Origin of the sequence: Marinospirillum sp., from assembly GCF_044810985.1 — a bacterium.
Classification (GTDB): Bacteria; Pseudomonadota; Gammaproteobacteria; order Pseudomonadales; family Halomonadaceae; genus Marinospirillum.
Window position 1 is genome coordinate 380,530 of record NZ_CP085242.1, and the last position, 24,033, is coordinate 404,562.

General features: G+C 55.2%; 20 protein-coding genes. 8 read left to right on the plus strand and 12 right to left on the minus strand.

Annotation, left to right across the window (positions count from 1 at the left end; genetic code table 11):
- Window positions 1-19: 19 nt before the first annotated feature.
- Window positions 20-2,749 (minus strand): aconitate hydratase AcnA, encoded by a 2,730-nt coding sequence (acnA, locus tag LG323_RS01815; protein WP_404418526.1) that lies wholly within the window; start codon window positions 2,747-2,749, stop codon window positions 20-22.
- 139 nt (window positions 2,750-2,888) lie between these two features.
- Between acnA and LG323_RS01820 the strand changes: the two genes are divergently transcribed.
- A complete protein-coding gene (locus tag LG323_RS01820; protein ID WP_404418528.1) occupies window positions 2,889-3,722 on the plus strand; it encodes a transposase family protein in 834 nt (277 codons plus the stop codon).
- On the opposite strand, the gene LG323_RS01825 is transcribed toward LG323_RS01820, so the two are convergent.
- Together LG323_RS01825 and LG323_RS01830 are read right to left on the minus strand one after the other, a co-directional pair.
- Window positions 3,719-5,773: a diguanylate cyclase domain-containing protein gene (locus tag LG323_RS01825; RefSeq protein ID WP_404418530.1), complete on the minus strand. Its 2,055-nt coding sequence runs from the start codon at window positions 5,771-5,773 to the stop codon at window positions 3,719-3,721. The two genes, LG323_RS01820 and LG323_RS01825, sit on opposite strands and share 4 nt — an antisense overlap.
- Entirely contained in the window at window positions 5,770-6,381 is a 612-nt protein-coding gene (locus LG323_RS01830) for a biliverdin-producing heme oxygenase (protein ID WP_404418532.1), read from the minus strand. Before LG323_RS01830 ends, LG323_RS01825 begins: the two co-directional genes overlap by 4 nt.
- A gap of 448 nt (window positions 6,382-6,829) precedes the next feature.
- Here LG323_RS01830 and LG323_RS01835 point away from each other — a divergent pair, with 448 nt between their 5' ends.
- The 4 genes from LG323_RS01835 to LG323_RS01850 all read left to right on the plus strand — a co-directional run bounded on the left by LG323_RS01835 (window position 6,830) and on the right by LG323_RS01850 (window position 12,738).
- Complete coding sequence (locus tag LG323_RS01835) at window positions 6,830-8,101, plus strand: efflux RND transporter periplasmic adaptor subunit (RefSeq protein ID WP_404418535.1); 1,272 nt, start codon at window positions 6,830-6,832, stop codon at window positions 8,099-8,101.
- On the plus strand, window positions 8,098-11,208 hold the full coding sequence (locus LG323_RS01840; RefSeq protein WP_404418537.1) for an efflux RND transporter permease subunit: 3,111 nt from the start codon (window positions 8,098-8,100) through the stop codon (window positions 11,206-11,208). The genes LG323_RS01835 and LG323_RS01840 overlap by 4 nt, the downstream gene beginning before the upstream one ends.
- Before the next feature lie 73 nt (window positions 11,209-11,281).
- Complete coding sequence (locus LG323_RS01845) at window positions 11,282-11,935, plus strand: TetR/AcrR family transcriptional regulator (protein WP_404418539.1); 654 nt, start codon at window positions 11,282-11,284, stop codon at window positions 11,933-11,935.
- Between the two features lie 248 nt (window positions 11,936-12,183).
- Complete coding sequence (locus LG323_RS01850; RefSeq protein ID WP_404418541.1) at window positions 12,184-12,738, plus strand: L,D-transpeptidase family protein; 555 nt, start codon at window positions 12,184-12,186, stop codon at window positions 12,736-12,738.
- On the opposite strand, the gene LG323_RS01855 is transcribed toward LG323_RS01850, so the two are convergent.
- The gene (locus LG323_RS01855; RefSeq protein WP_310696122.1) at window positions 12,725-13,351 is read right to left on the minus strand and encodes a LysE family translocator; all 627 of its coding nucleotides are present in this window, start codon (window positions 13,349-13,351) and stop codon (window positions 12,725-12,727) included. The genes LG323_RS01850 and LG323_RS01855 overlap by 14 nt on opposite strands.
- Before the next feature lie 119 nt (window positions 13,352-13,470).
- On the opposite strand from LG323_RS01855, the gene LG323_RS01860 reads away from it, so the two are divergent.
- Window positions 13,471-14,901, plus strand: a complete 1,431-nt coding sequence (locus LG323_RS01860; protein WP_404418543.1) for a PLP-dependent aminotransferase family protein — start codon at window positions 13,471-13,473, stop codon at window positions 14,899-14,901.
- 3 nt (window positions 14,902-14,904) lie between these two features.
- Here the strand turns inward: LG323_RS01860 and LG323_RS01865 are convergent, their stop codons facing one another.
- Genes LG323_RS01865 through rsxA form a run of 8 tightly spaced genes read right to left on the minus strand, consistent with a single transcriptional unit; the run spans window position 14,905 to window position 21,612 of the window.
- Window positions 14,905-15,600 (minus strand): DUF3334 family protein, encoded by a 696-nt coding sequence (locus LG323_RS01865; RefSeq protein WP_404418545.1) that lies wholly within the window; start codon window positions 15,598-15,600, stop codon window positions 14,905-14,907.
- A 58-nt stretch (window positions 15,601-15,658) separates the two neighbouring features.
- Complete coding sequence (nth, locus tag LG323_RS01870) at window positions 15,659-16,291, minus strand: endonuclease III (RefSeq protein WP_310696117.1); 633 nt, start codon at window positions 16,289-16,291, stop codon at window positions 15,659-15,661.
- A gap of 2 nt (window positions 16,292-16,293) precedes the next feature.
- Window positions 16,294-16,998, minus strand: coding sequence for an electron transport complex subunit E (locus tag LG323_RS01875; RefSeq protein ID WP_404418547.1), 705 nt, complete (start codon window positions 16,996-16,998; stop codon window positions 16,294-16,296).
- Entirely contained in the window at window positions 16,995-17,630 is a 636-nt protein-coding gene (gene rsxG, locus LG323_RS01880; RefSeq protein WP_404418549.1) for an electron transport complex subunit RsxG, read from the minus strand. Before rsxG ends, LG323_RS01875 begins: the two co-directional genes overlap by 4 nt.
- Complete coding sequence (locus LG323_RS01885; protein ID WP_404418551.1) at window positions 17,627-18,655, minus strand: RnfABCDGE type electron transport complex subunit D; 1,029 nt, start codon at window positions 18,653-18,655, stop codon at window positions 17,627-17,629. The genes rsxG and LG323_RS01885 overlap by 4 nt, the downstream gene beginning before the upstream one ends.
- A gap of 1 nt (window position 18,656) precedes the next feature.
- The gene (gene rsxC, locus LG323_RS01890; protein WP_404418554.1) at window positions 18,657-20,405 is read right to left on the minus strand and encodes an electron transport complex subunit RsxC; all 1,749 of its coding nucleotides are present in this window, start codon (window positions 20,403-20,405) and stop codon (window positions 18,657-18,659) included.
- Entirely contained in the window at window positions 20,402-21,031 is a 630-nt protein-coding gene (gene rsxB / locus LG323_RS01895) for an electron transport complex subunit RsxB (protein ID WP_404418556.1), read from the minus strand. Before rsxB ends, rsxC begins: the two co-directional genes overlap by 4 nt.
- Window positions 21,031-21,612 carry an electron transport complex subunit RsxA gene (gene rsxA / locus LG323_RS01900; protein WP_310696109.1) on the minus strand — a complete coding sequence of 194 codons (582 nt, stop codon included), beginning with the start codon at window positions 21,610-21,612 and terminating at the stop codon, window positions 21,031-21,033. Before rsxA ends, rsxB begins: the two co-directional genes overlap by 1 nt.
- A 187-nt stretch (window positions 21,613-21,799) precedes the next feature.
- Between rsxA and LG323_RS01905 the strand changes: the two genes are divergently transcribed.
- Window positions 21,800-23,521 (plus strand): methyl-accepting chemotaxis protein, encoded by a 1,722-nt coding sequence (locus tag LG323_RS01905; RefSeq protein WP_404418560.1) that lies wholly within the window; start codon window positions 21,800-21,802, stop codon window positions 23,519-23,521.
- A gap of 119 nt (window positions 23,522-23,640) precedes the next feature.
- Window positions 23,641-24,006, plus strand: coding sequence for a response regulator (locus LG323_RS01910; protein ID WP_310696106.1), 366 nt, complete (start codon window positions 23,641-23,643; stop codon window positions 24,004-24,006).
- Window positions 24,007-24,033 lie beyond the last annotated feature (27 nt).

Below are 24,033 nucleotides of genomic sequence, written 5' to 3' on the forward strand. Positions count from 1 at the left end.
TTTAGGTTTTGAGAAGTAATCAGGCGGCGCCGATCATTTTTCTCAGTACATAGTGGAGGATGCCGCCGTGGCGGTAGTACTCCAGTTCATTGCCCGTATCGATGCGGCATTTCGTTTGGAAGCTTTCGCTGCTGCCATCCGGGCGGGTCAGGGTGACTTCCACCTGCTGTTGCGGTTGCAACTGGTTGAGCCCGGTGATGGTGAAGCTTTCTTCACCGGTTAATCCCAGGGTTTTGCGGGTGACGCCTTCAGCAAACTGCAGCGGAAGCACACCCATGCCGACCAGGTTGGAGCGGTGAATGCGTTCAAAGGATTCGGCAATCACGGCCTTGACACCCAGCAGGCGCGTGCCCTTGGCGGCCCAGTCACGCGAGGAGCCAGTGCCGTATTCCTTGCCGGCAACCACCACCAGAGGCTTGCCTTCTTCGGCATAGCGCATGGCCGCATCATAGATGGCCATTTGCTCGCCGGAAGGATAATGGCGGGTTTCGCCCCCTTCCACGCCGTCGAGCATTTCATTGCGAATCCGCACATTGGCGAAGGTGCCGCGCATCATCACTTCGTGGTTGCCACGCCGTGAACCATAGGAGTTGAAGTCCTTGGGCTCAACGCCTTTTTCCTGCAGGTAGCGGCCTGCGGGGCTGGATGGCTTGATGGAACCGGCCGGGGAAATGTGGTCGGTGGTGACGGAATCACCCAACAGAGCCAGTACCCCGGCATTTTCCACATCCAGGATTGCCTCGGGAGTGCGCTGCATGCCCTGGAAGAAGGGTGGGTGCTGGATGTAGGTGGATTCCGGCCAGGTGTAGGTTTTGTCCTGAGGCACCTGGAGGTTTTGCCAGGATTCATCCCCGGCAAAGACTTCCCCGTATTCCTTGCGGAACATCTGGGTTTTGACGCCTTCAACAGCCTGGGCAATTTCGGCATTGGAGGGCCAGATATCCTTCAGATACACCGGTTGCCCCTGTTGATCCTGTCCCAGAGGTTCACGGGTGATATCCACCTGCAGATTACCGGCCAGGGCATAGGCCACGACCAGGGGCGGTGAAGCCAGCCAGTTGGTTCGAATGGACGGGTGAATACGACCTTCAAAGTTGCGGTTGCCCGAGAGCACCGAAGCCACTGTCAGATCGCCCTTGTGGATGGCTTCTTCGATGGCCTCAGGGAGAGGGCCGGAGTTGCCGATGCAGGTGGTGCAGCCATAGCCAACCAGGTTAAAGCCCAGTTTATCCAGATAGGTATTGAGTCCGGCTGCGGCCAGGTAGTCGGTAACCACCTTGGAGCCGGGTGCCAGAGAGGTTTTCACCCAGGGTTGGCTAACCAGACCTTTTTCCACGGCTTTTTTAGCGACCAGCCCTGCAGCCATAAGCACGCTGGGGTTGGAGGTGTTGGTGCAGGAGGTAATGGCTGCGATCACCACGGCCCCGTGCTTCAACAGATGGGTTTTTCCCTGATCATCGCTGTATTCCACTTCACTGGAGGTCAGATCACCCCCCACAGCTGTGTGTCCACCGCCTTCACTTTCCAGCTCACTTTCCTCCTGATCAGGTGTGACCTGCAGATCCAGAAGCCCCTGGAAGGTGGATTTGATTTTGGTCAGGGCCACTCGGTCCTGAGGGCGTTTGGGGCCGGCCAGGCTGGCTTCAACCTGGGAAAGATCCAGCTCCAGAGTGTCCGAAAACAGAGGTTCATCACCGGCTGAGTGCCACATACCCTGGGCTTTGGTGTAGGCCTCGACCCGGGCAATAACATCTTCATCACGCCCGGTCAGGCGCATATAATCCAGCGTTTGCTCATCCACCGGGAAGAAACCGCAGGTGGCCCCGTACTCCGGAGCCATGTTGGCAATGGTGGCCCGATCCGCCAGAGGCAGATCCGCCAGACCTTCCCCATAGAACTCCACAAACTTGCCGACCACACCCTTGGCCCGCAACAACTGGGTCACGGTCAACACCAGATCGGTGGCGGTGATGCCTTCCTTGAGTTTGCCCTTGAGCTTGAAACCCACCACTTCCGGGATCAGCATGGAAATCGGCTGGCCGAGCATGGCGGCTTCGGCTTCGATGCCCCCGACACCCCAACCCAGCACACCCAGACCATTGATCATGGTGGTGTGGGAGTCGGTGCCGACCAGCGTATCCGGGTAGGCCAGCTGTTTGCCATCCACTTCCTGACTCCAGACGGCCTGACCCAGATATTCCAGATTGACCTGGTGGCAGATGCCCGTGCCGGGCGGAACCACGCGGAAGTTATCAAAAGCCTGCTGACCCCAGCGCAGAAATTGATAGCGCTCCTTGTTGCGCTGGGTTTCCAGTTCGACGTTGTCTTTAAAGGCTGATTCCGTGGCAAAGGAGTCCACCATGACCGAATGGTCGATCACCAGATCCACCGGAGACAGAGGATTGATCTTCTGGGGATCGTCGCCCAGCTCGCTGACCGCAGCCCGCATGGAGGCCAGATCCACAACGCCGGGTACCCCGGTGAAGTCCTGCATCAGAACCCGTGCCGGACGAAAAGCAATTTCCTGATTGCTGCTGGCGGTTTTCTGCCAGTCCACCAGAGCCTGGACATCCGCATCGGTCACCGTTTTACCATCCAGGTTGCGGATCAGGTTTTCCAGCAGAACTTTCAAAGAGAAGGGTAAACGATCCAGCGAGCCATAGTGCTTGGCAGCCTCGGGAAGACTGAAGTAGGTGTAGGTCTGGCTTCCTGCTTTTAAATCATGTTGAAAAGCGGAAGGTGAAGTCATGTCTATCTCCTTATCTTTATGAACTAGAGTGATTAGTAGTGTGGCAAATAAAAATGGATTTTGCTGACTTTCAGGCAGATCGAGCTGTTACAAAACAAATGTAACAAAAAGTCATTATATTGACTAAGCTCAAGTTATTATGTCCAGACCACTAAGAATTGAGCTTCCGGGTGGACTCTACCATCTGACTGCAAAAACAGACGAGGAAGTCCTTTTTCCGGTCACGCAGGACAGGTTGGATTGGATGGAGTTGTTGAAGGGTGTGATCCACCGCTACAACTGGCAGTGCCTGGCCTGGTGTCAACTGGACAGGCATTACCACCTGGTTGTGCGTTTACCGAAAGGACGCCTGTCGCTGGGTATGCGACAGCTCAACGGCCTCTATACCCAAACCTACAACCGTCGTTACGGTCGTAAAGGGAGCCTGTTTGCCGGGCGTTTCAAGGCCTTACTGGTGGACGATCAAACTCATCTGTTGCCCCTGATACGGGAGGTGGTGACCGAGCCCTGGCGCAAAGGCTGGGTCAGTCGGCCGCAAAACTGGCCCTGGGGCAGTGCTCAAGCCCTGCTGGGTGAATCCCTGCCGGAACAGCACCCGCCTTTGTACCTGGAGATGCTGGATAAGCATCCGCAAGTGCGGGGTCAGGGTGGTCATTTCTGGAAGGATTATCTCTATCGGGTAAACCGTGAGCCCCGGGTCTGGGAAGATGTTCACGGTCAGGTTTTTCTGGGCCATCATGAGTTTGCACGCCAAACCCTGAAGAAACTGCAACAACAAACCTCAGGGCGAGTAACCTGCAAGCGGGATCTGGCCGATTATCAAGCCCGATATCCGGAACCTGAATGTCTGGTACTGGCTTATCTGGAAGGTGGCTATACCCTACAACAGATTGCCGAATACTTTTCAGTTCACCCCTCCACGGTCAGTCGGCGCATCAAGGCATGGGAGAAGCAGCACCAGCAAGCTTCCTAGGGGTGGCCGTCAGCATAAAAGTGATAGCTGCTGCGCCCGGTTTCCTTGACCATGTACATGGCCTGATCGGCTTTTTTAATCAGCTCATTCGGCTCGTCACTGTCAAAGGGATAGGTGGCGATCCCGATGCTGGCTCCGACCTGAAAGTTCTTGCCCTTGATGATGAAGGGCGTCTCCAGGGCTTTCAGCAGCTTATCAGCCATGGTTTCGGCACCATAGCGTGTGGTGGAGAGGGAGGCAAAGCCGGTAAGAATGAAAACAAATTCGTCTCCTCCCAGTCTGGCAAAGGTGTCGGACTCACGAATGATTCTGTTCAGGCGATCCGAAAGCTGGCAGAGGATCTCATCCCCGGTGTCATGTCCGTGCTCATCATTGATGGGCTTGAAACCATCCAGGTCAATGAACAGCAGTGCACCGGCCCCTCTTTCCCGTCTGGCCTTGGCCAGAGCTCTTTCCAGGCGATCATCGACTAGCAGGCGATTGGGCAGTCCGGTCAGGGCATCGTGGGTGGCCAGATGGGCCATTTCCGCATCATGCTGACGTAAACGCGCCATTTCACTGGCCATGCGCAGGTTGATGGTGCGTCGAAGGCGACTGGCTGCGGCACGGTGATGGCGCTCCCAGGGCAGGCTTTGTCCGCGCACCTGTTCCTGCCAGGTGGCAAAAGACTGACGCGGAGAAATTCTGGTTTTGCCATCTTCCTGAGTTTCTTTCATCGCCTTCTCAGGTTCACCGGCCCAACTGATTTCCCTGGGCCTTTCCTTGCGCAGAAAAACCAGGTATTCATCCCCGGAATGAGCCAGGGGCAGAAACAGATAGCCGCAGATCCAGTCAGCTTTGCCCTTGTAGGTTTCAGGAAGATGCTCTGCGTAGGCCATGCCCGCATGAGTTTGATGTTTTACAGCCTTTTTCAGATACTGGATTTCACTGGGGTCGACACACTGTCCGTAATGATAGAACACACCGTCCAGGCGCAGGAAAATGGCTTCACATTCAAAAGCAGAGAGCAGGTTCTGCAGGCCACTGAGTCCTTCTGCCAGGTCAAAAGCAGCCTGAAAGGGGGCATTGAATTGATCAATCGCCCGACCCATCCGTGTCATTTGATGGTTGAACTGACGATTGAGAGCCAGCTGGAGATTTTCACTGACCAGCTGGGACACCATCTTGCAAAAGGTGCGCACCGGCTGGCTCAGGTAGTTGGGCTGCTCGCCATGGCAAACAATCATACCCCAGAGGTGACCATCCGGCATTAGCGACATAGTCAGGGAAGAGGCCGTGCCCATGTTGCGCATGTATTCCAGATGCATCGGAGACACACTTCGCAACTGGGTGTAGGTCATATCCAGATCACCCGTCAGGGGGTTGCTTTCCGGCACCAGGGGGACGGGGGTGTAGTTGGAATTACTGATCCGCCTGACCCGGTTGATACGATACAGACGCCGGGCCTGGGCAGGTATATCACTGGCCGGAAAGTGATGACCCAGGAAGCGTTGCCGTCCATCGGCGCGATCCTCAATAATAATCTGACCGTTCCATTCGGCATCAAATCTATACACCATGACGCTTTCATGCTCAGTCACCTGACGGACTAATCTGGCCGCCATTTTCAGAAGGCGATCAGGATCGTTGGTCTGCTCCAGTTCGTGAAAGAAATTGTTGAGCTGGGTGAATAAACGGTAGGTCAGTAGCTGATCATCTTCGGGCAGAGGCTCCATTTCGATCAGAATGCCACCGGCATTGTAATGACCCCGCAGAATAAAGCCCTGATTCTGATACTTGATGGGCTTCAGGGTGGGTTGGTAATTAGGTGGGTAAGATAAAACTTCCAGCAAAAAATCCCGGAGCTGCTCACCCATCAGCCGGGGCAGGGGCTCCCCGAGAAGTTGCTCTGCTTCAAGCCCCAGCCAGCTGTCGGTATTTTTGCTGGCCTGAATGATTCTGAACTGCTCATGATCCAGAACCAGTAAAACACCATCAGGCTGGATACTGCCGGGCTGGTGAATGGGTTCCTTGTCACATTCACTGATTTCATGGGGAAGCGAAGATCTCACTGCGGTAATGCCTCGTACTGGGATGATTGTGATAGCTGGCTGAGTCGGTGGTGAAAAAGCTGAAAGGTGTTCTGTGCAGCGGTCTGGGTCTGTTGTTGTTCGCTTTGAGCGGATGAATAAATGCTCAAAAGTTTTTCCAGCTGATGCCAGAGACGCTTTAAATAAGGTTGCCCTTCCTCGTAAAAACTCAAGGGCACCAGCTCACCCAGGTGTTTTCTCAGGAGGGGAGCAATCTGCCTGGCACCAAAACCGGAACCCAGTAGAACGTAACAGCAGCCCAGAGCCTCCGGTAAACTGGTGGTTAAAGTGGGTATCTTTGTTTCATCCGGCTGCGGCAATGGCTGGCAGAGGTGGATCAGATCTTTGGCCAGGCGTGGTGAAGCCATGAAATGCTCCCAGTGAAATTCATCCGGGGTCAGATGGCAAAAATAGGGATATATTTGCTTTTCCAACTGCAGGTGAAGTTGAAAAAAACACTGCAGAAAATCCCGGTACTCTTGCAGGCTCAGGCTGGGATGAAGCAGCCTTTTGAGGGCCGGTAGGGTTTCCAGCTTTTCATGCAGGTCGTGGGTTGCCCTTCTGAGTTGAGGTAGATGGATCAGGGACAAGGTTGCTTTACTCCTCGAAGGCCTGGGAAACCACTGATTTTCCACTGCCAGCTGTTCTCTTTATCAAGCGTTAACAAATTTAAACAAGGTTAGGCTAGTGGTCGATCAAGTGGGCGTCAAACAAAAAAATCTATATAAATCATGCAGTTGCGGGGTCACGTTTTGCAGTATCAGGTTGGATTTGGGAGCTTTTCAGTCATAGTTTCCGCATTTAAATAAATTTGCGGATGATTGTCCTTTTATTTTTAAGTATTACAGTTATATCATCTGCAAAGGGGTGGTTGATGCTTATGGGCAGCTTCTCTTTATAATCAAAGAACGCTTGATCTAAATCAAATTGTGCGCTGCAACAAAAACCTGTCTCAGATGGAGAGCTTTACTCTGTATTTTTGACCGCAAGTGCATTAGACTCTGGATTCCAAATTTCTATATCAGGAAATGCTGATCTATGCGTCCTCTGCTGAAACGTTTTCTACCCCTGGTCGTTATTCTGGTTGCCCTGGCAGGCTTTGTTATTTTACGCATGACCCGCCCGGAACCGCCTCCTGCAGGTGATGAGGAAAGGCGCTGGCCGATTGCCGTCATGCAGGTGCAGCCGGGGGACTATGCCCCTCAGTTGCGCCTTTTTGGTGAGCTGACCAGCCAGACGAATGCCACTTTGCGGGCAAGAACAGCAGGCGATGTCCAAGAGATACGGGTGCGTGAAGGTCAGCAGGTCTCTCAAGGTCAGGTTTTGTTGCAACTGGACGATCTGGATGCCCGGGCACTTTATCACCAGCGTCAGGCCGAGTTGCAGGATCTGACCTCCCAACTTGAACAATTGCAGAGCCAGCATCGGGTGGATCAAGAAGCTCTGGTGCAGGAAAAAGGGATGCTGGTTTTAGCCGAGCGACAATACAACCGTATGCGTCAACTGGCTGATGCCAACCGGGCTTCACAACGGGAAGTGGACGAAGCCCAGCTCTCCCTGACTCAGCAGCGCCTGGCTCTGATGAATCGTGAGCTGGCTGTAGACCAGTATTCTTCACGTTTGCAGCAGTTGCAAAGCAATCTGCAGCGCGCCCGAACCCAGCAGCAGCTGGCGCAACGGGATCTGGAAGCCACTCAGCTTAAAGCCCCAACCGACCTGCGTGTTCAGGAAATCCTGGTGGGTGAGGGGGATCGTGTTGCAGGTCAGGCCCCCTTGATCAGCGTGTTTGTACCCGAACAACTGGAAATGAAAGCTCGCTTGCCGGTGAGCCATGTTGATGCCTTGCAGGCCGCGCTGGCTGCCCAAAAACCGCTTTATGCCCAGGCCAAAGTGGGCGATGAACAGCTGGTTTTTGAGCTTCAGGAATTGGCCGGCCATACCCGCAATGCGGCCGGTATCGAGGCTGTTTTCACCCTGGCCGAAGGTCGCCCGGAAGGTCTGGCTCTGGGACGTTTTATTGATGCCCATTTGTCCTTACCGGAAGTGAAAGCTGTGTTCTGGCTGCCTGTGGCGGCGGTTCAGGGTCGCAACCGGATCTATCGCGTGGTGGACAGTCGCCTGGAAGGCCTGGATGTGGAACTCAAGGGCAATCGCGTATTGGCGGGGGAGCCGGGCGTCCTGGTATCTTCCGGGGAGCTGCAGGCCGGTGACGAGGTTCTGGCCAACCGTCTGCCCAATGCCATGCAAAGCCTGCTGGTGGAAGTGATGGAAACCCGTGATCTGGCCGATGTCAGGGAGGCCACTGAATGAAAGAGCAGGGTGGCCTGATCGGCCTTTTCCTTCGTCATCGTCTGGCCAGCACGCTGTTGATTGTCTTGATGCTGATGTCCGGTAGCTGGGCTTTGAACAAGCTGAACACCCAGTTTTTCCCCAATTTTTCCCTGGATATCGTCAGTGTTCGGGTTATCTGGGCGGGCGCCAGTGCTGAAGATGTGGAAACCGGTGTGACCCTGCCACTGGAAAATGAACTGCGCAGTGTGGATGGTCTTAAATCCATGACCTCCACCTCTTCTCTGGGCATTGCCGCCATCACTCTGGAATTTCGTGATGGCACCGATATGACCCAGGCGCTGGCGCAGGTGGAAGACCGGGTGGCGCAGTTGCGCAATTTGCCGGAAGCAGCGGAAACGCCCATCGTCAGCCGTATTGTACGTTATGAACCGATTGCCCGTTTGTTGTTGACCGGGCTGGATGATCCCGATGAAATGCGCAGCCTGGCCCGCCAGTATGAACAGGAGCTCCTGGATATCGGTATTGAACGGGTGGATTTTGCCGGTCTGCCTGAGGAGGAAATGGCCATTGAGGTGCCCCTGGCCAACCTGATGGCCTTGTCCCTGACCCCTCGCCAGTTGGCTGACCAGATCGCTGCTTTCACCCAGGATCAGCCTGCAGGTCTGGTGGGGCGTGACCAGGGAGGGCGACAATTGCGGGTTCTGGAGCAGGCCCGGGATGAGAATTCTTTTGCCGACTTGCCGATTTCTGCCAGTTCCGAGCAGGGCCTGATCCAGCTGGGCGACTTTGCCCAAATCAACAAAGGGCCCAGAGACGGCCAGACCCTGATCCGTTATGAAGGCAAGCCCGCTGTGGAGCTGTGGCTGCAACGCACGGAAACCACCGACGCCCTGGATGCTGCCCGCCTGTTCAATGACTGGCTGGAAAAAACCCGACAGAACAAACCGCCCCAGGTGGAGCTGGAAGTGTATGACCAGCTCTGGGAGCTGATTGACGAGCGCATCAAGCTGCTGCTGAAAAATGGTGCGGGTGGTTTGCTGTTGGTGCTGGGCATCCTGTTTTTATTCCTGAGTGGCCGCCTGGCTATCCGCGTGGCGCTGGGTATTCCCATAGCCTTCACCACGGCTTTTGTGGCCCTCTGGCTGTTTGGTGGCAGCATTAACATGATGTCCCTGTTTGGTTTCATCATGGCTCTGGGGATCATCGTGGATAATGCCATCGTGGTCTCCGAGCATGCCTACACTTTACGCGGACAGGGGTATTCTGCAGAAGAGGCTGCAGAAGCCGGTGCCAAGCGCATGCTGGGGCCGGTGATTGCTTCCTCCCTGACGACTGTGGCGGCTTTCTTCCCCTTGATGCTGGTGGGCGGCATTATCGGCAATATCATGTTTGAAATTCCGCTGGTGGTGATCTGCGTTATTCTGGCGACTCTCATCATCAGCTTTCTGATTTTGCCGCATCAGCTCAAACGCGGCCTGGCTGTTGATCCCCAAAAACTCGATGCGCATTCCCAGCAGGGCATCAGTGCCCGTTTTGAACGCGGTCTGGAGTCCTTTCGTGATCAGCGCTTTCGTCGCTGGGTAAGCGGAGCCGTCGAACGCAAAGGCCTGACTCTGGCGATTGCCCTGGCCTTGTTTATTCTGGCCGTAGGGATGTTGGCCGGTGGGCGTGTTGGCTTTACCTTCTTCCCCAGCCCGGATGGCACCACAGTGCGTGCCAATGTTGCTTTTGTTGCTGGCACCTCGCCCCAAAAGGTTGAGGAATTTATGCTAAAAATGGACTCCGCCCTGCTGGAAGCGGAAGAATCCCTGGGGGAAGAGGTGATCCAGACCCGAGTTACACGTCTGGGTCAGCAGTTGTCGCAGGAAGGCAATGCCCCCAGCGGTGACCAGTTCGCTTCTTTGCTGGTGGAGCTGACTTCTCCGGATCGCCGGGAGGTAAGTAATCAGCAGCTGATCGATGCCTGGAATCGCGAGATGCCACAAGTGGCCGGGTTGGACTCGGTGGTGATCACCGCCGTGACCGGCGGCCCTCCCGGACGTGATGTCGATGTGCGCCTGGAAGGAGGGACAGCGGAAGAATTGAAAGAGGCGGCCTTGGAACTGGCCGGTCGCATGCAGGATATACCGGGGCTTTTTGCTGTGGAGGACGATACCCCCTATGGTCGTGAACAGCTCCTGGTGCGCCTGCGGCCCGAAGCTCTGTCACTGGGTTACAGTCCGCAAACGATGGCTGCAGAGCTGCGCGGCTTCTTTGATGGTAGTCTGGTACAGCTTTATCAGGATGGACTCGAAGAGGTGGAAGTCAGGGTACGCCTGCCGGATGAAGAAAGGCACAGTGCCGCCATTCTCAACCAATTGGCTTTGCCTCTGGTCTCCGGGGACGGCTGGGTGCCCTTGCAACAGCTGATTGAGCTGGATTATCAACCCGGCTTTGAAACCCTGCGCCATGCCGATGCGCGCCTGGCGATTCATGTTTCTGCTGAGGTGGATCGGGCTCAGGGTAACGCCGGGCAAATTCGTGAGGGTCTGGCTGCCGAGGTTTTGCCGGAACTGGCTGAGCGTCATGGCATCAACTGGTCTTTCCAGGGGCGTGCCGTTGACCAGCAGGAAACCCTGGGCGATATGCAAATGGGCCTCCTGTTTGCCCTGGCTGCCATCTTTATTGTGCTGGCCTGGATGTTCGGCAGTTATCTGCTGCCGCTGGTGGTCATGTCGATTATTCCCTTCGGGCTTCTGGGGGCCACTCTGGGTCACTTTGTGATGAATATCGAACTGACGATCCTGTCGCTGTTTGGTCTCTTTGGTCTGACCGGCATAGTGGTCAACAACTCCATCATTCTGGTCAGCTTTTATCAGGGGCTGCGCAAGGAAGGCCTGGAACGGGAAGCCGCCATTATCGAAGCGGCCTGTCAGCGTTTGCGGGCAGTGCTGATTACCTCCACAACAACGGTGGTGGGCCTGGTTCCGCTGTTGTTTGAAACCTCGGTGCAGGCCCAGTTCCTGATCCCCATGGCGGTGTCCATTGTTTTTGGCCTGGCGGTGGCGACTCTGCTGGTGCTGGTGGTGATTCCTGCCTTGCTGGGTTGGGTGGAAGGCTGGAGGGACAGGCTCGAAGGAGCTTGACCCTGGTGGGCGCTTTGTCGGATAATGTTTAAAACATCTGTTTTAACCACTACAGACCGCCGCAGGAGCGCCCATGGCCCAGTCGGATACCGTTACACGAATTTTAGATACTGCCGAAGCCCTTTTTGCTGAAAAGGGCTTTGCTGAAACCTCCCTGCGTACCATCACCAGTAAAGCCAAGGTCAATCTGGCCGCGGTCAATTATCATTTTGGTTCCAAAAAAGCTCTGATCCAGGCGGTTTTTGCCCGTTATCTGGACCCTTTCTGTGAACAGTTCAATACCGAGCTGGCCGCTCTGGAAAAGCGTGGCGGTGTGACTCTGGAGGAATTGCTGGAAACCCTGGCCCGAACCACCATCAGTGTTCCGGCCAGTAAGGGCAGCCTCTCCGTATTCATGCGCTTGCTGGGGCTGGCTTACACCCAGGCTCAGGGGCACATGCGCCGTTATCTGCAGGAACATTACGGACAGACCTTTGCTCGCTTCAGCCAGCAGCTGAAACTCTGTACCCCAGATCTGCCGGACGCCGAACGCTTCTGGCGCATCCACTTTATGCTGGGCTCAGTGGTCTTTACCATGTCCTCCCTGGATGCCCTGCGCGACATAGCCTACAACGACTATGCTGAGAAAACCCGGATCAAGGATCTGGTGGCGCGCATGCTGCCCGTGGTGACTGTCGCCATGCAGGCTCCTGTGCCGGAGTTGCCCTTGCCCAGTGAATCAGCTTGAGCAGGTGCCAGTAACAGGGCATCCGCTTTCTTAGGATCTGTGAGTAGACCTTTGCGGTTTTTTGCAGTTTAAAGGCCTGCGACAGGGCATCCGCTTTCTTAGGATCTATAAACTTTGCCAGGGAGCAAGGGCACCTTTTTTCAGGCTGTCTGCAACAGGAAGTTGCAGCCCAGAGCTTACAGGGATGTATTCACGCGTCCTGAAAAATGTGTGCGCTTTGCTTCCAAGTAACTCCAGGGATCTTTTTGATGAACTTTGCTCACTTGACAGCCACGGCTCCCCAGCATCCAACAACTCCCTGGTTGCTGGTGAGGGTGGCCGAGCAGCGTTTGTATTTGCTGAGCGCAGCGGGAGAGGTGCTGCAAAGTTGGCCGGTTTCCACAGCCAGAGCCGGTGTGGGTGAACAGGAGGGCAGTGGCTGTACCCCCAGAGGCTGGCATCGGATTCGCGCCTGCATCGGCCAGGGGCAGGATGCCAGGGCGGTTTTCAAGGGGCGCCGCCCTACAGGTGAGATCTGGACACCGCAGCTGAACCAGGCTCATCCCAAGAGAGACTGGATACTGGGTCGGATTCTCTGGCTGTGCGGTGAAGAAAAAGGAGTTAACCGGGGCGGGTCAGTGGACAGCCAGCGGCGCTACATCTACCTGCACGGCACTCCCGATGATCAACCCATGGGCATTCCCTTGTCCCATGGTTGTATTCGTTTGCAACCCGAGCAAATACTGGAGGTTTTTGCTCAGGTTGCAGCCGGTACTCTCGTGTTGATTACCGCCCAGGAAGATCAGCCGGTTATTGCAGGATAATCACCACACAGGCTGCAGTCATGGCCCCCATTCCCCGATTGAACCAACGCCATTGATGCTCGCTTTTTAACAGGCGGCTGACCGCCGTTCCCAGCCCTGCCCAGAGAGAAATACAGGGTAGAACAACCAATGCACTGAGTCCGGCTAGAAGCAGGGCATTGATGATCAGCTCCCCCTGACTGGGTAAAAAACCGGCCATCAGGGTGATGCCCATGACCCAGGCTTTAGGGTTGGCAAACTGGAAAGCTGCTGCCTGCCACCAGGTCAAGGGTCGACTCTTGCCTTCCAGGCTGATAACCGGAGGTGGAGCTGTGGCAATTTTCCAGGCCAGCCAAAGCAGGTAAAGACTCCCCAGGATTTTCAGCCCCGTCTGCAGAAGAGGGAACTGCTCAAACATCTTTCCCAAACCCAGTGCCAGGAGGGTAAACAAAACCAGACAACCCATGACGATGCCCAGAAGATGGGGCAGGGTTCGGCGAAATCCATAGTTAGCCCCTGAGGCCGTCAGCATAATGTTGTTGGGGCCAGGGGTGAGAGTCATACTGACCATGTACATCATGGCAGCCCCCAGAAGCAGTAGGCTATCAGGGGTCCAGTTCCAGCCGCTTTGCATTGCTTTCTCCTTGCAGTCTTGATAAATTGTATGGGTTCAATTTTTGAATTGTCCCGTAAGAACAACTACAATTCCAGCTTATCGCCTCTATTTAAAACTGCAATCGGATTATTGATACCATGACAATTGACCTCCAGGAAAAAGCCAAACGTCGTTGCAGCTGGCTGCCTGTTCTGGAAGGTCGCCAGGGGTCTCGCTACCAAGCGTTGGCTGATGCCCTGTCCGAGGCGATCGATCAGGGAGAGCTGCAACCGGATACCCGCCTGCCGCCCCAGCGGTTGCTGGCTGATGCTCTGGGGGTTACCACGGGCACGGTGACCCGGGGTTATGCTGAAGCTGAACGTCGCGGCCTGGTGGCAGCCAGGGTGGGTAGCGGCACCTATGTTTGTGATCCGCAGATAAACGCAAGGCCCAACTTTTATCATCTGCAGGCTGAAGGCGAAGAGAGCAGCCTGGACTTGTCGCTCAGCCTGATGGTGCCATCACCCAGGCGTTTGCAGGGCTTGCAGGAGGCGATGCAGAGCTTGATTCAAGACCCTCAGCAGTTGGCCGAGGTGCTGGCTTACCAATCAGAAAGGGGGCAACCTCAGCAGCTGGCTGTTTTCTGTGCCTGGTTTCGACGTCTGGGAATGGCTATCGAGCCGGAACAGCTGGTCGTGACCGATGGGGGGCAGCATGGCATCTTTCTGGCCCTTCAGGCTCTTTTGTCACCGGGCGAGCTGTTGGTAACCGATCAGTTGACCTATCCGGGAACCATTGCTGCTGCCAGGGAGTTGCATTTGCGTCATCAGGGTGTGCCCCTGGATGCCGAAGGCATTGACCTCCAGGCTTTGGAGCGTCTGTGCCAACAACAAAAGCCCAGGGCGGTCTACTTGATGCCAGATCAGAACAACCCGACCGGTGTGTGTATGTCAGCCGCCCGGCGTGAAGGCCTGGTGGCTCTGGCCAGGCAATATGATTTCTGGATTATCGAGGATGCAGTTCAGTTTATGCCACCAGAATTTCGGCAGCAGAGGCTGGCCGATCTGGCACCGGAAAGATGCGTTTATCTGTTCAGTACTTCCAAGATTCTGGCGGGTGGTTTGAGGGTTGGTGTCATGGCAGCTCCGCAGAGTCTTTTACCGCGCTTGACGGCAGCCTTAAGGGCGCATTGCTGGATGGCCCCGCCGCTGATGGTGGCTCTGACCTGCGCCTGGATTGAATCCGGTGAAGCGGATTATTTGCTGGAATGGCAATGGCAGGAGTTGCAGGCACGGCAGCAGTTGTTGAGCGAGGTTTTGGAAGGGGCCGAGTATTCCCGTCATCCGGCAGGTTTTGTGGTCTGGCTGCATTTGCCGGGAGACTGGCAGACGGGTGAGTTTGTTCGGGCTGCGGCTGATGCCGGAGTCAGGGTGCTGGGGGCGGAGCCTTTCAGCGTGGGGAATCAGCCGGTTCCCAGAGCTGTTCGTCTCTGTGTGAGTCCACCCGCCAGCCGGGAAAAGTTGCGGGAAGCTTTGCAGCGTTTGCAGGCCTTGCTGAACAGCCCACCCAGAGGACGGGCTGTTTTCTGAGGATCAAATCCCGAGGTCACTCATCAGGTCATCATTATCGTCATTGCCGGTGTTTTCCTTGGCTTTGCGGTCTTCTTTTTCCCGATTCTCCGCCAGGATGTCATCAGGATCTTCCAGCTCGGTTTCATCAAAGTCATGCAGCTTGATGAACTCGGTTTTGTCCATCGACAGCTCCAGATAGAAGATGTTGTTGCTATCGGTATTGAAAGTGACCCGGCGTGACTGGGGCTGATCCAGGGTGGTATTGACGGAGATCTGCACCTGTTTGTTGATGGCCATCATCTTGGGCTGGCTCTGGGTGATGGAGGTTTTCAACTGGTGGCGCACCTTGTTGGTGAAGTCGCCCACAATCTGGTTCATGATTTCACCCATGACATTACCCACTTCATCAGCAGTATGGTATTGCGCCAGTTCATCTTCGGGCATGCCCATGCTGAGCAGATACTTGCGGTAAATCTCCATGGCTGAAGTGGCCGTGAAGTTGATGATGACCAGTCCTGAAAAGCCACCGTCAAACAGAACAAAACAGCCGATATCCGGACGCAGGCAGGTTTTGTTGATTTTTTGCACCATAGGCGAGTAGGAGACCTCCTTGTTGCCGGCATTACCCAGCACTTCAGTGACGGAATGACAAAGAATCAGGAGGACTTCTTCAGTGGTAACGGCGCGGGAGCGTTTGGCGGTAGCTAGGGGTGTCACGTGGGTAACCTCTCTTGAAAATGTATCCAGGTTGGATTATTGAATTCCTGCGCTTATCTTACTCAGTTTTATCCTTGAATTCACATAGATCTTCAAGAATACAACTCAAGCAGCGGGGTTTGCGCGCTACACAGGTGTAGCGGCCATGCAGAATCAGCCAGTGGTGAATGTCCTGTTTGAACTCTCTGGGAACATGTCGCAGCAGCTTTTGTTCAACTTCTTCAACATTTTTGCCCTTGGCAATTCCGGTACGATTGCTGACCCGGAAAATATGGGTGTCCACGGCGATGGTGGGTTGACCAAAGGCTGTGTTGAGGACGACATTGGCGGTTTTGCGTCCGACACCCGGCAGGGCTTCCAGCTCTTTGCGGGTCTGGGGAACCTGGCCGTCATGTTGATCCAGAAGCAGGCGGCAGGTCTTCATCAGATTTTCAGCCTTGGTGTTGTAGAGGCCAATCGTCTTGATATAGCTTTTCAAACCTTCAAGCCCGAGATCCAGAATGGCCTGCGGTGTATTGGCCACAGGAAACAGTTTTGCGGTGGCTTTATTGACCCCGACATCGGTGGCCTGGGCCGAGAGAAGCACAGCGGTCAAGAGTTCAAAGGGCGTTGTCCAGTTGAGTTCGGTGGTGGGCTCGGGGTTGTTGTCCCTCAGGCGACGGAAAATTTCCTGGCGTTTGCTGGCATTCATGGTTAGCTGATTCGGACTCGGCGGCTGGTTTTGTCAGTGGCTATGACGGGGTTGGGGGCGCGTTTCTTGCGCTCAATATCGATCAGGTTTTTCAGGGCGATTAAAAGGCCGGTGCCTAGAAAGGCGCCGGGAGGCAGCAGCATGATCAGCACCTGAAAATCGCTGAAAAAGGTGATTTTCCAGTCGACTGCTGCAGAACCGAACATGAGGTCCATACCGCTGAAGAGAGTGCCCTGACCCAGAATCTCCCGCAGAGTGCCCAGCAATAGCAGAACAGCTGCAAATCCCAGGGAAACCATCAGGCCATCATAAAGTGCCGGAAGGGGCGGATTTTTCGAAGCAAAGGCTTCGGCCCGTCCCAGAATCATGCAGTTGGTGACGATCAGGGGAATGAAAATCCCCAGAATCTGATAAAGCTCATAGGTGTAGGCCTGCATCAGTAGTTCAGCACAGGTCACGAAGGAAGCAATAATCATCACAAAAGCAGGCAGGCGCACACTGGCGGGTACATGATGGCGAATCAGGGAGACGGATAAATTCGAACCCAACATGACCAGCAAGGTCGCCAGACTCAATCCCAGAGCATTGACAAAGGTATTGGTCACGGCCAATAGGGGGCAAAGCCCCAGCAGTTGAACCAGAGCCGGGTTGTTGTTCCAAAGACCGTCTGTTGCGATTTTCTGGTAGAGGTCGGTATTTTCACTCATGGTAGTTGACCCTTCTCTTGCTGATACCAGATCAGGCTGCGTTTGACGGCATGTACAACCGCCCTGGGTGTGATGGTGGCCCCGGTGAACTGGTCAAACTCTCCGCCCTCTTTTTTAACCGTCCAGTCTTCAGGTTCAGGGTTTTCCAGGCTGCGCCCAGCAAATGAGTGAATCCAGTCTGATTTTTTTTCTTCAATTTTATCACCCAGACCCGGTGTTTCCAGATGCTGGGTAACCCGCACGCCCTGAACTTTGCCGTTCAACTGCAAGGCAACCAGCAACTCTATATTGCCGGTGTAGCCATCCGGAGCAATGACCGGCAGCAATAACAAGGCAGGCTGGTCATTCTGGTAGGCCAGATGGGCCTGAAAAGCATCCTTGTGACCCAGTTCCGGGGCAGCGGGAAGGGTCAGGGGTTGATCGAGATCCAGCTGGTAGCCCTCTTCCGGGGGTGCCAGTTCCAACAACAGACGAGCTTCGGCCTCGGCGCGGTTGTCGGTAATGCGTTCTCCGGTCAGAAGCTTGGTTACAGAGACAGCCCCGGCAGTGACCAGAGCAAAAAGCACCAGTCCCAGCACACTTTTGCGCAGGCTGCTGCCCAGGCGTGGTGCGGTCTTCTCCGGCTGATTCATGACTGCTTCTCCTTGCGTATTCCGCGTTGGGCCCGGGCCTGCCCATAAACACGGGGGCGGGTGTAGTAGTCCATGGCCGGGGCGGCAAAGTTCATCAACAGGACTGAAAAAGCCACGCCATCCGGGTAGATTCCCCAGGTGCGTATGGCAATCACCAATAAAGCGGTGCCAATGCCGAAATAGATTTTACCCCTGAGGCTGGTGGCTCCGCTGACCGGATCGGTAAGGATGAAAAAGGCAGCAAACACTGCTGAACCGGCACCGATGTGTAACCAGGGCGGTGCATAATGACTGGTATCCCACCCCCAGACGAAAGCACCGACAATAAACAGGGTGGTCAAAAAAGCAACCGGCAACTGCCAGTTGATAATACGCCGGTGGATCAGATAGAGGCCGCCCAGCAGCCAGGCCAGGGCGACACTGGCCCAGGCTTGCAGCATCTCGGGAGCCAGGCGACTTTCATCCTGCCAGAATTCTTCAGCCATCAAGAGGCCCTTGTTACGCCAGGCATCCAGGGCTGTGGCTCCGGTCATGGCATCCATTCCGGGTAGGGAGTGGAGCCAACTGGCGTCTCCAGTGCTCAAGGGTGTGACCGGTTGCGGCCAGATGCTGACCTGCAGCGGAAAGCTGACCAGCAAAAAAGCATAGGCCGCCATCGCCGGGTTGAAGGGGTTTTGTCCGAGGCCACCAAAGAGTTGCTTGCCCACCAGCAAGGCAAAAAATCCACCCAGGAGAGGCACCCACCAGGCCGCTGTGGCGGGAAGACAGAGTCCCAGTAGCACGCCCGTGACGAGTGCAGAATTATCCTTCAGAACACTCATGGGGCGATGGCGCAGCCACAGAACCAACGCTTCCGCTGTCAGGGCGGCAAAACAGCTCAGCAGCAGATTAATGAGGATGCCGGGGCCAAAAAACCAGGTCAGGGCCAGGATGCCGGGAATACAGGCCAGCAACACCTGACGCATGACCTGGTCAGTGGTGATGCGATTATGGGCGTGGGGTGAAGACAGTTGAATCCAGGCCATGTTAACCCTCTTCGGCTGCAGCCAGTTTGGCTTCAGCCTTGGCTAGTTGTTCTTTGGCGGCGGCCAGTCGTTGCTGTTGTTCGCTGATCTGCTCAGGCGTGGCATCGGCAGAAGCCTGGAGGTTGCTCAGGCTTTTTTCAGCTTTCTTGATGGCCACCGTTGCCGCCGCTTTGGCCACTTTCAGTTGTTTGAGCTTTTTGGCGTCTGATGCGTCTTGCGTGGTTGCCGAGGAGGCTGCAGGGCTTTCGTCAGCTTCCTCCTGTTTGCTTTTTTTCGCAGCAGCCACCTTGGCCGCTGCTTCAGCGCGGGCTTTGCGCTTGGCCTCTTTTTCTTTGGCTTCCTGTTCAAAGCGCTCTTTTCTGGCTTCAAAGCGCAGTCTGGCTTGTTCGGCTTTCTCGGCATCGGCATTGAGCTGGCGGATCTGGCCCTTGGCATAACGGTAATACTGCACCAGGGGGATTTCACTGGGGCAAACCCAGGCACAGGCGCCGCATTCAATGCAGTCAAACAACTGCTGCTCTTCTGCCTGACTCCAGGCCTGGTGGGCCGCATAAAAGTAAAGCTGCTGGGGTAGGAGTTGAGCCGGGCAGACCTCTTCACAGCGCCCGCAGCGAATACACGGCTGTTCCGGGCCGGGTAGGGGGAGTTCTTCGGCAGTGGGCAATAGCAGGCAGTTGATGGCTTTGCTGACCGGCACCTGGGTGGTGGGCAGGGTGAAGCCCATCATGGGGCCGCCGACGATGACACGGCTGCTTTGCTGTGTTTCCAGCCCGGCTTGCTGGAGGAGTTTTTCTACCGAGGTGCCAATGCGAACCCGGTAATTGCCGGGGTGGCGAAGGGCTTTTCCGGTCAGGGTGACGATGCGCTCGATCAGTGGCTGTCCTCTGACCACAGCATCAGCCAGGGCCGCCAGGGTTCCGACATTATGGCAAAGCACGCCGATATCCAGAGGCAGACCGCCGCTGGGTACCTCCTTACCCGTCAGTAATTGAATCAGCTGTTTTTCACCACCGGAAGGGTAGCGGGTGGGGAGTACACAAAGTTGCAGCTCATCTTCTACAGTACTGCCGGGAAGCGCCTCCTGCAGGGCCTGCAGGGCTTCAGGCTTGTTGTCTTCAATTCCCAGCAACAAGTGTCGGGGTTTGAGGAGTTTCTGCAGGATGCCGATCCCTTCCAGCAGGGCCTGGGGGCGGCTGCGCATCAAGAGGTCGTCCGCTGTAATGTAGGGTTCACACTCGGCAGCATTGATAATCAGGGTGTCGATGCCTTTGTCCAGGGCACCTGCCAGCTTGGTGCGGGTCGGGAAAACAGCACCACCCAGACCCACCAGACCGGAACTCTGGATCAGAGGTAACAGTTCTGCTGCTGAAGCTTCCTGCCAGCAAGGCAGGCTGGGATTGTTGAAGGCCTCATCCTGGCCGTCACTGTGCAGAACAATGGCCGGTAAGCTCAACCCGGAAACATGGGGAACCGGACGGGGCTCAATTGCGACCACCTCACCACTGATGCTGGCGTGTACACAAGCACCGCTGGCCTGCTCATTGCGGGCCAGGAGTTGTCCGGTTTTGACGGAGTCTCCCGGTTTCACCAGGGGTTTGGCCAGGTTGCCATGATGCTGACCCAGTGGCAAAACCACTTCGTCAGGCAAGGCGGCTGTCTGTAGAGGCTGCCGGGTGGACAGGTCTTTGCATTCCGGGGGGTGAATGCCACCGTGAAAACGGGTTTTTTCGATGATCAGGAGATCTTTCATGCTTGTGCCTCCTGTTTGACCGCTTCTGCTTGATCACTTGCAATCAGGCGGGCCTGAGGGGGTGCAAGCGGGCCGGGGGGTGCAGGCCAGTGCCAGCTTTGCAGTTCGTTGGGCAGCGGCAGCATATCAATGCAATCCACGGGGCAGGGTTCAACACAGAGGTCGCAGCCGGTGCATTCATCAATAATTACCGTATGCATGACCTTGGGAGCCCCGATAATGGCATCCACCGGGCAGGCCTGAATGCACTTGGTGCAGCCAATGCACTCCTCTTCACGAATGTAAGCCACTTTTTTATCGCTGCTGACGCCTTCTTCGGCATCCAGCGGCAGGGGTTCCCGACCCAGGAGATCGGCCAGCGCCTGGATGGTGGCTTCACCTCCGGGTGGGCATTTGTTGATGGCTTCTCCGGCAGCAATGGCTTCGGCATAGGGTCGACAGCCGGGATGCCCACATTGCCCGCACTGGGTCTGGGGCAGTAACTGGTCGATTTTTTCCACCAGAGGGTCGCCTTCAATATGGAATTTGACCTGGGCAAAACCCAGCAGAAGGCCGATCACCAGAGCCAGCCCTGACAGAGCCAAGAGCGCAGAAAGCACCGGGTTGCTCACCAGAAGTTCAAGCATCACAACTGCACCATGCCGGTAAAGCCCATAAAGGCCAGTGACATCAAACCGGCCGTCATCATCGCCACCGCTGCCCCCTTGAAAGGAGCGGGTACATCAGCCAGAGCCAGGCGTTCACGCAGGGCTGCAAAACAGACCAGCACCAGAGCAAAGCCCAGACCGGCACCCAGGCCATAAATGATGGCTTCCACAAAGGTCTGGTCACGGGTGATGGAGAGAAGCGCCACCCCCAGTACAGCACAGTTGGTGGTGATCAGGGGCAAAAAAATACCCAGGGTCTGGTGCAGAACCGGGGAGGTTTTCTGAACCAGCATTTCAGTGAACTGGACTACCGCAGCAATCATGATGATAAAGCTGATGGTGCGCAGGTACTCCAGCTCCAGCGGCAGCAAAAGACCATGATAAACCAGATGGCTGAAAGCTGAAGAAAGGGTCAGCACAAAGGTGGTTGCCAGGGACATACCCAGCGCCGAATCCAGTTTGTTGGACACTCCCATGAAGGGGCAGAGCCCAAGAAACTGAACCAGTACAAAGTTGTTGACCAGAACGGTGCTGACAAGCAAAAGAAGATATTCAGTCATTTTTTCCGCTAAACCAGGAAGCCAGAGGGCATTTTAACCGATATACAAAAGAAACGCAGGAGCTTCATGCAGCCTTTATATCATCTCAGCCTAATAATCGTGCATCACTCCAGGTATCCATGTCATAATTGCGTCTATTAGTCGCACTGCAAAGACGTTTATTTCAACTGCATTTGGAAAACAGCACATGCTATTACGGAAACTGAAAATCAATCACCGTATCTGGATCATCAATCTTCTGGCTGTGATCGGTATGCTGGCAGTTCTGGCCGTGGCTCTGAACCGTCAATACGCCGATATGGAAGACATGACGCTGGATGAAGTCAAGGCGATGGTGGATGCCGCCGAAGGCGTGGTGGACAACTATCAGCAACAGGCCAGCAGCGGAAACTTGACGGAACGCGAGGCCAAGGAGCAGGCAGCCGCGGCAGTCAGCTCGATGATTTACGGGCCGGATGATGATTATGTTTTCATTTTTGCCCGTGATGGCCTGACCATTGCCCACCCCAGCCCGGATCTTCGTGGTAACAACATGATGGATCTGGAGGATGTCAATGGCGTCCCCCTGGTGCGGGATATGATTGAAGGTGCTGTACGTAATGATTCCACGGTGGTGCGTTATCACTGGAACCGGGTCGGCAGTGACGTCAACAGTCCCAAGCTGTCCTATGCGCGTCACTATGAAGAGTGGGACTGGGTGATTGCCACCGGGGTTTATATTGATGATCTCGACAGCAAGTTTCTGGACAGCCTGATTGCCCTGATTACGGTTGCCGCCATTATTCTGGTGAGTATGTTGGTGGTCGCAGCCCTGATCGGTCGTTCGATTATCCGGCCCATCAAAGAAACCGCCGATGCCATGAAGGACATCAGCAGCGGTGACGGCAACCTGACCGTGCGCCTTGATGAAGGGGGGCAGGATGAGCTTTCCGAACTGACCCGGCACTTCAATGTGTTTGTCACCAAGATTGAAGACCTGGTCGCGGATATCAAGGAAGCAGTTGCCTCGATTACCACAGCCTCCGGTGAAATTGCCGCAGGCAACAGTGATCTGTCCCAGCGCACCGAAGAACAGGCCTCCAGCCTGGAAGAAACAGCCTCCAGTCTGGAACAACTGACCTCAGCGGTTAAGCAGAATGCCGATAATGCCCGCCAGGCGGACGAACTTTCCAAGGATGCCAGCCGGGTTGCTTCAGAAGGGGGCGATAAAGCCCGCCAGGTGGTAGCCACCATGGAAGACATCAGTACCAGCTCGGAAAAAATTGCGGACATCACCACCCTTATTGACAGTATTGCCTTCCAGACCAATATTCTGGCGCTGAATGCTGCCGTTGAAGCGGCCAGAGCAGGGGAACAGGGACGTGGTTTTGCCGTCGTCGCCAGTGAAGTTCGGGTTCTGGCGCAACGCTCGGCTTCTGCTGCCAAGGAAATCAAGGCTCTGATCAGTGAGTCTGTGGACACAGTACGCTCGGGCAGTGAACTGGTTCGTGAAACCGGGGATACCATCGAACAGATCGTGATCTCGGTCAGACGGGTCACGGATCTGATGGGCGAAATCTCGGCGGCTTCGGATGAACAAAGTCAGGGCATTGAGCAGGTCAACCAGGCTGTTATCCAGATGGATGATGTCACCCAGCAGAACGCGGCCCTGGTGGAAGAGGCTGCAGCTGCTGCCGAATCCCTGGAAGAACAGTCGCAATCCCTGAGTGATTCGGTTTCTGCGTTCAAAATCAGCCGTGATGTTGATTCAGGTCAAAAGCGCCTGGGCGGCTCTGCCAAAACTCCGGCAGCCAAACAGCAAGCCCAGGCTCGCAAGCCCCAGGGTCAGAAACCGCCACAGGGCAAGAAACGCCTGGCTCCGCCGCCACCCCCCAAGCACCAGGCAGATGACGAATGGGAAGAATTCTAGTTTATCCCTGAAAGTTGCAGGGTGTTTCTGAAAACTGTACAAACAGTGTATGCTTGAAAACAGGTTGAATTTACATAGCTTATACATAGCTTATTGATTTTTTTTAGAGGATTAAGTGAATGGCAAAATCGATTTTAACTGTCGATGATTCCGCGTCCATCCGTCAGATGGTGTCTTTTACTTTAAAAGGTGCCGGCTATTCAGTGACTGAAGCAGTGGATGGTAAGCAGGGATTGGATAAAGCCAAGGCAGGTCGCTTTGATCTGGTTCTGACGGATCAGAATATGCCCAATATGGATGGCCTGACCCTGATTAAAAGCCTGCGCGCCCTGCCTGCTTACAGCCGCACGCCCATTCTGGTGCTGACGACAGAAGCCGGGGCTGCCATGAAGCAGCAGGGTAAGGCTGCAGGTGCAACCGGCTGGCTGGTTAAACCCTTTGATCCGCAGAAACTGATTGACGTGGTTAAAAAAGTAATCGGTTGATGTTCTTTTTTTCTATGATGCAAAGAG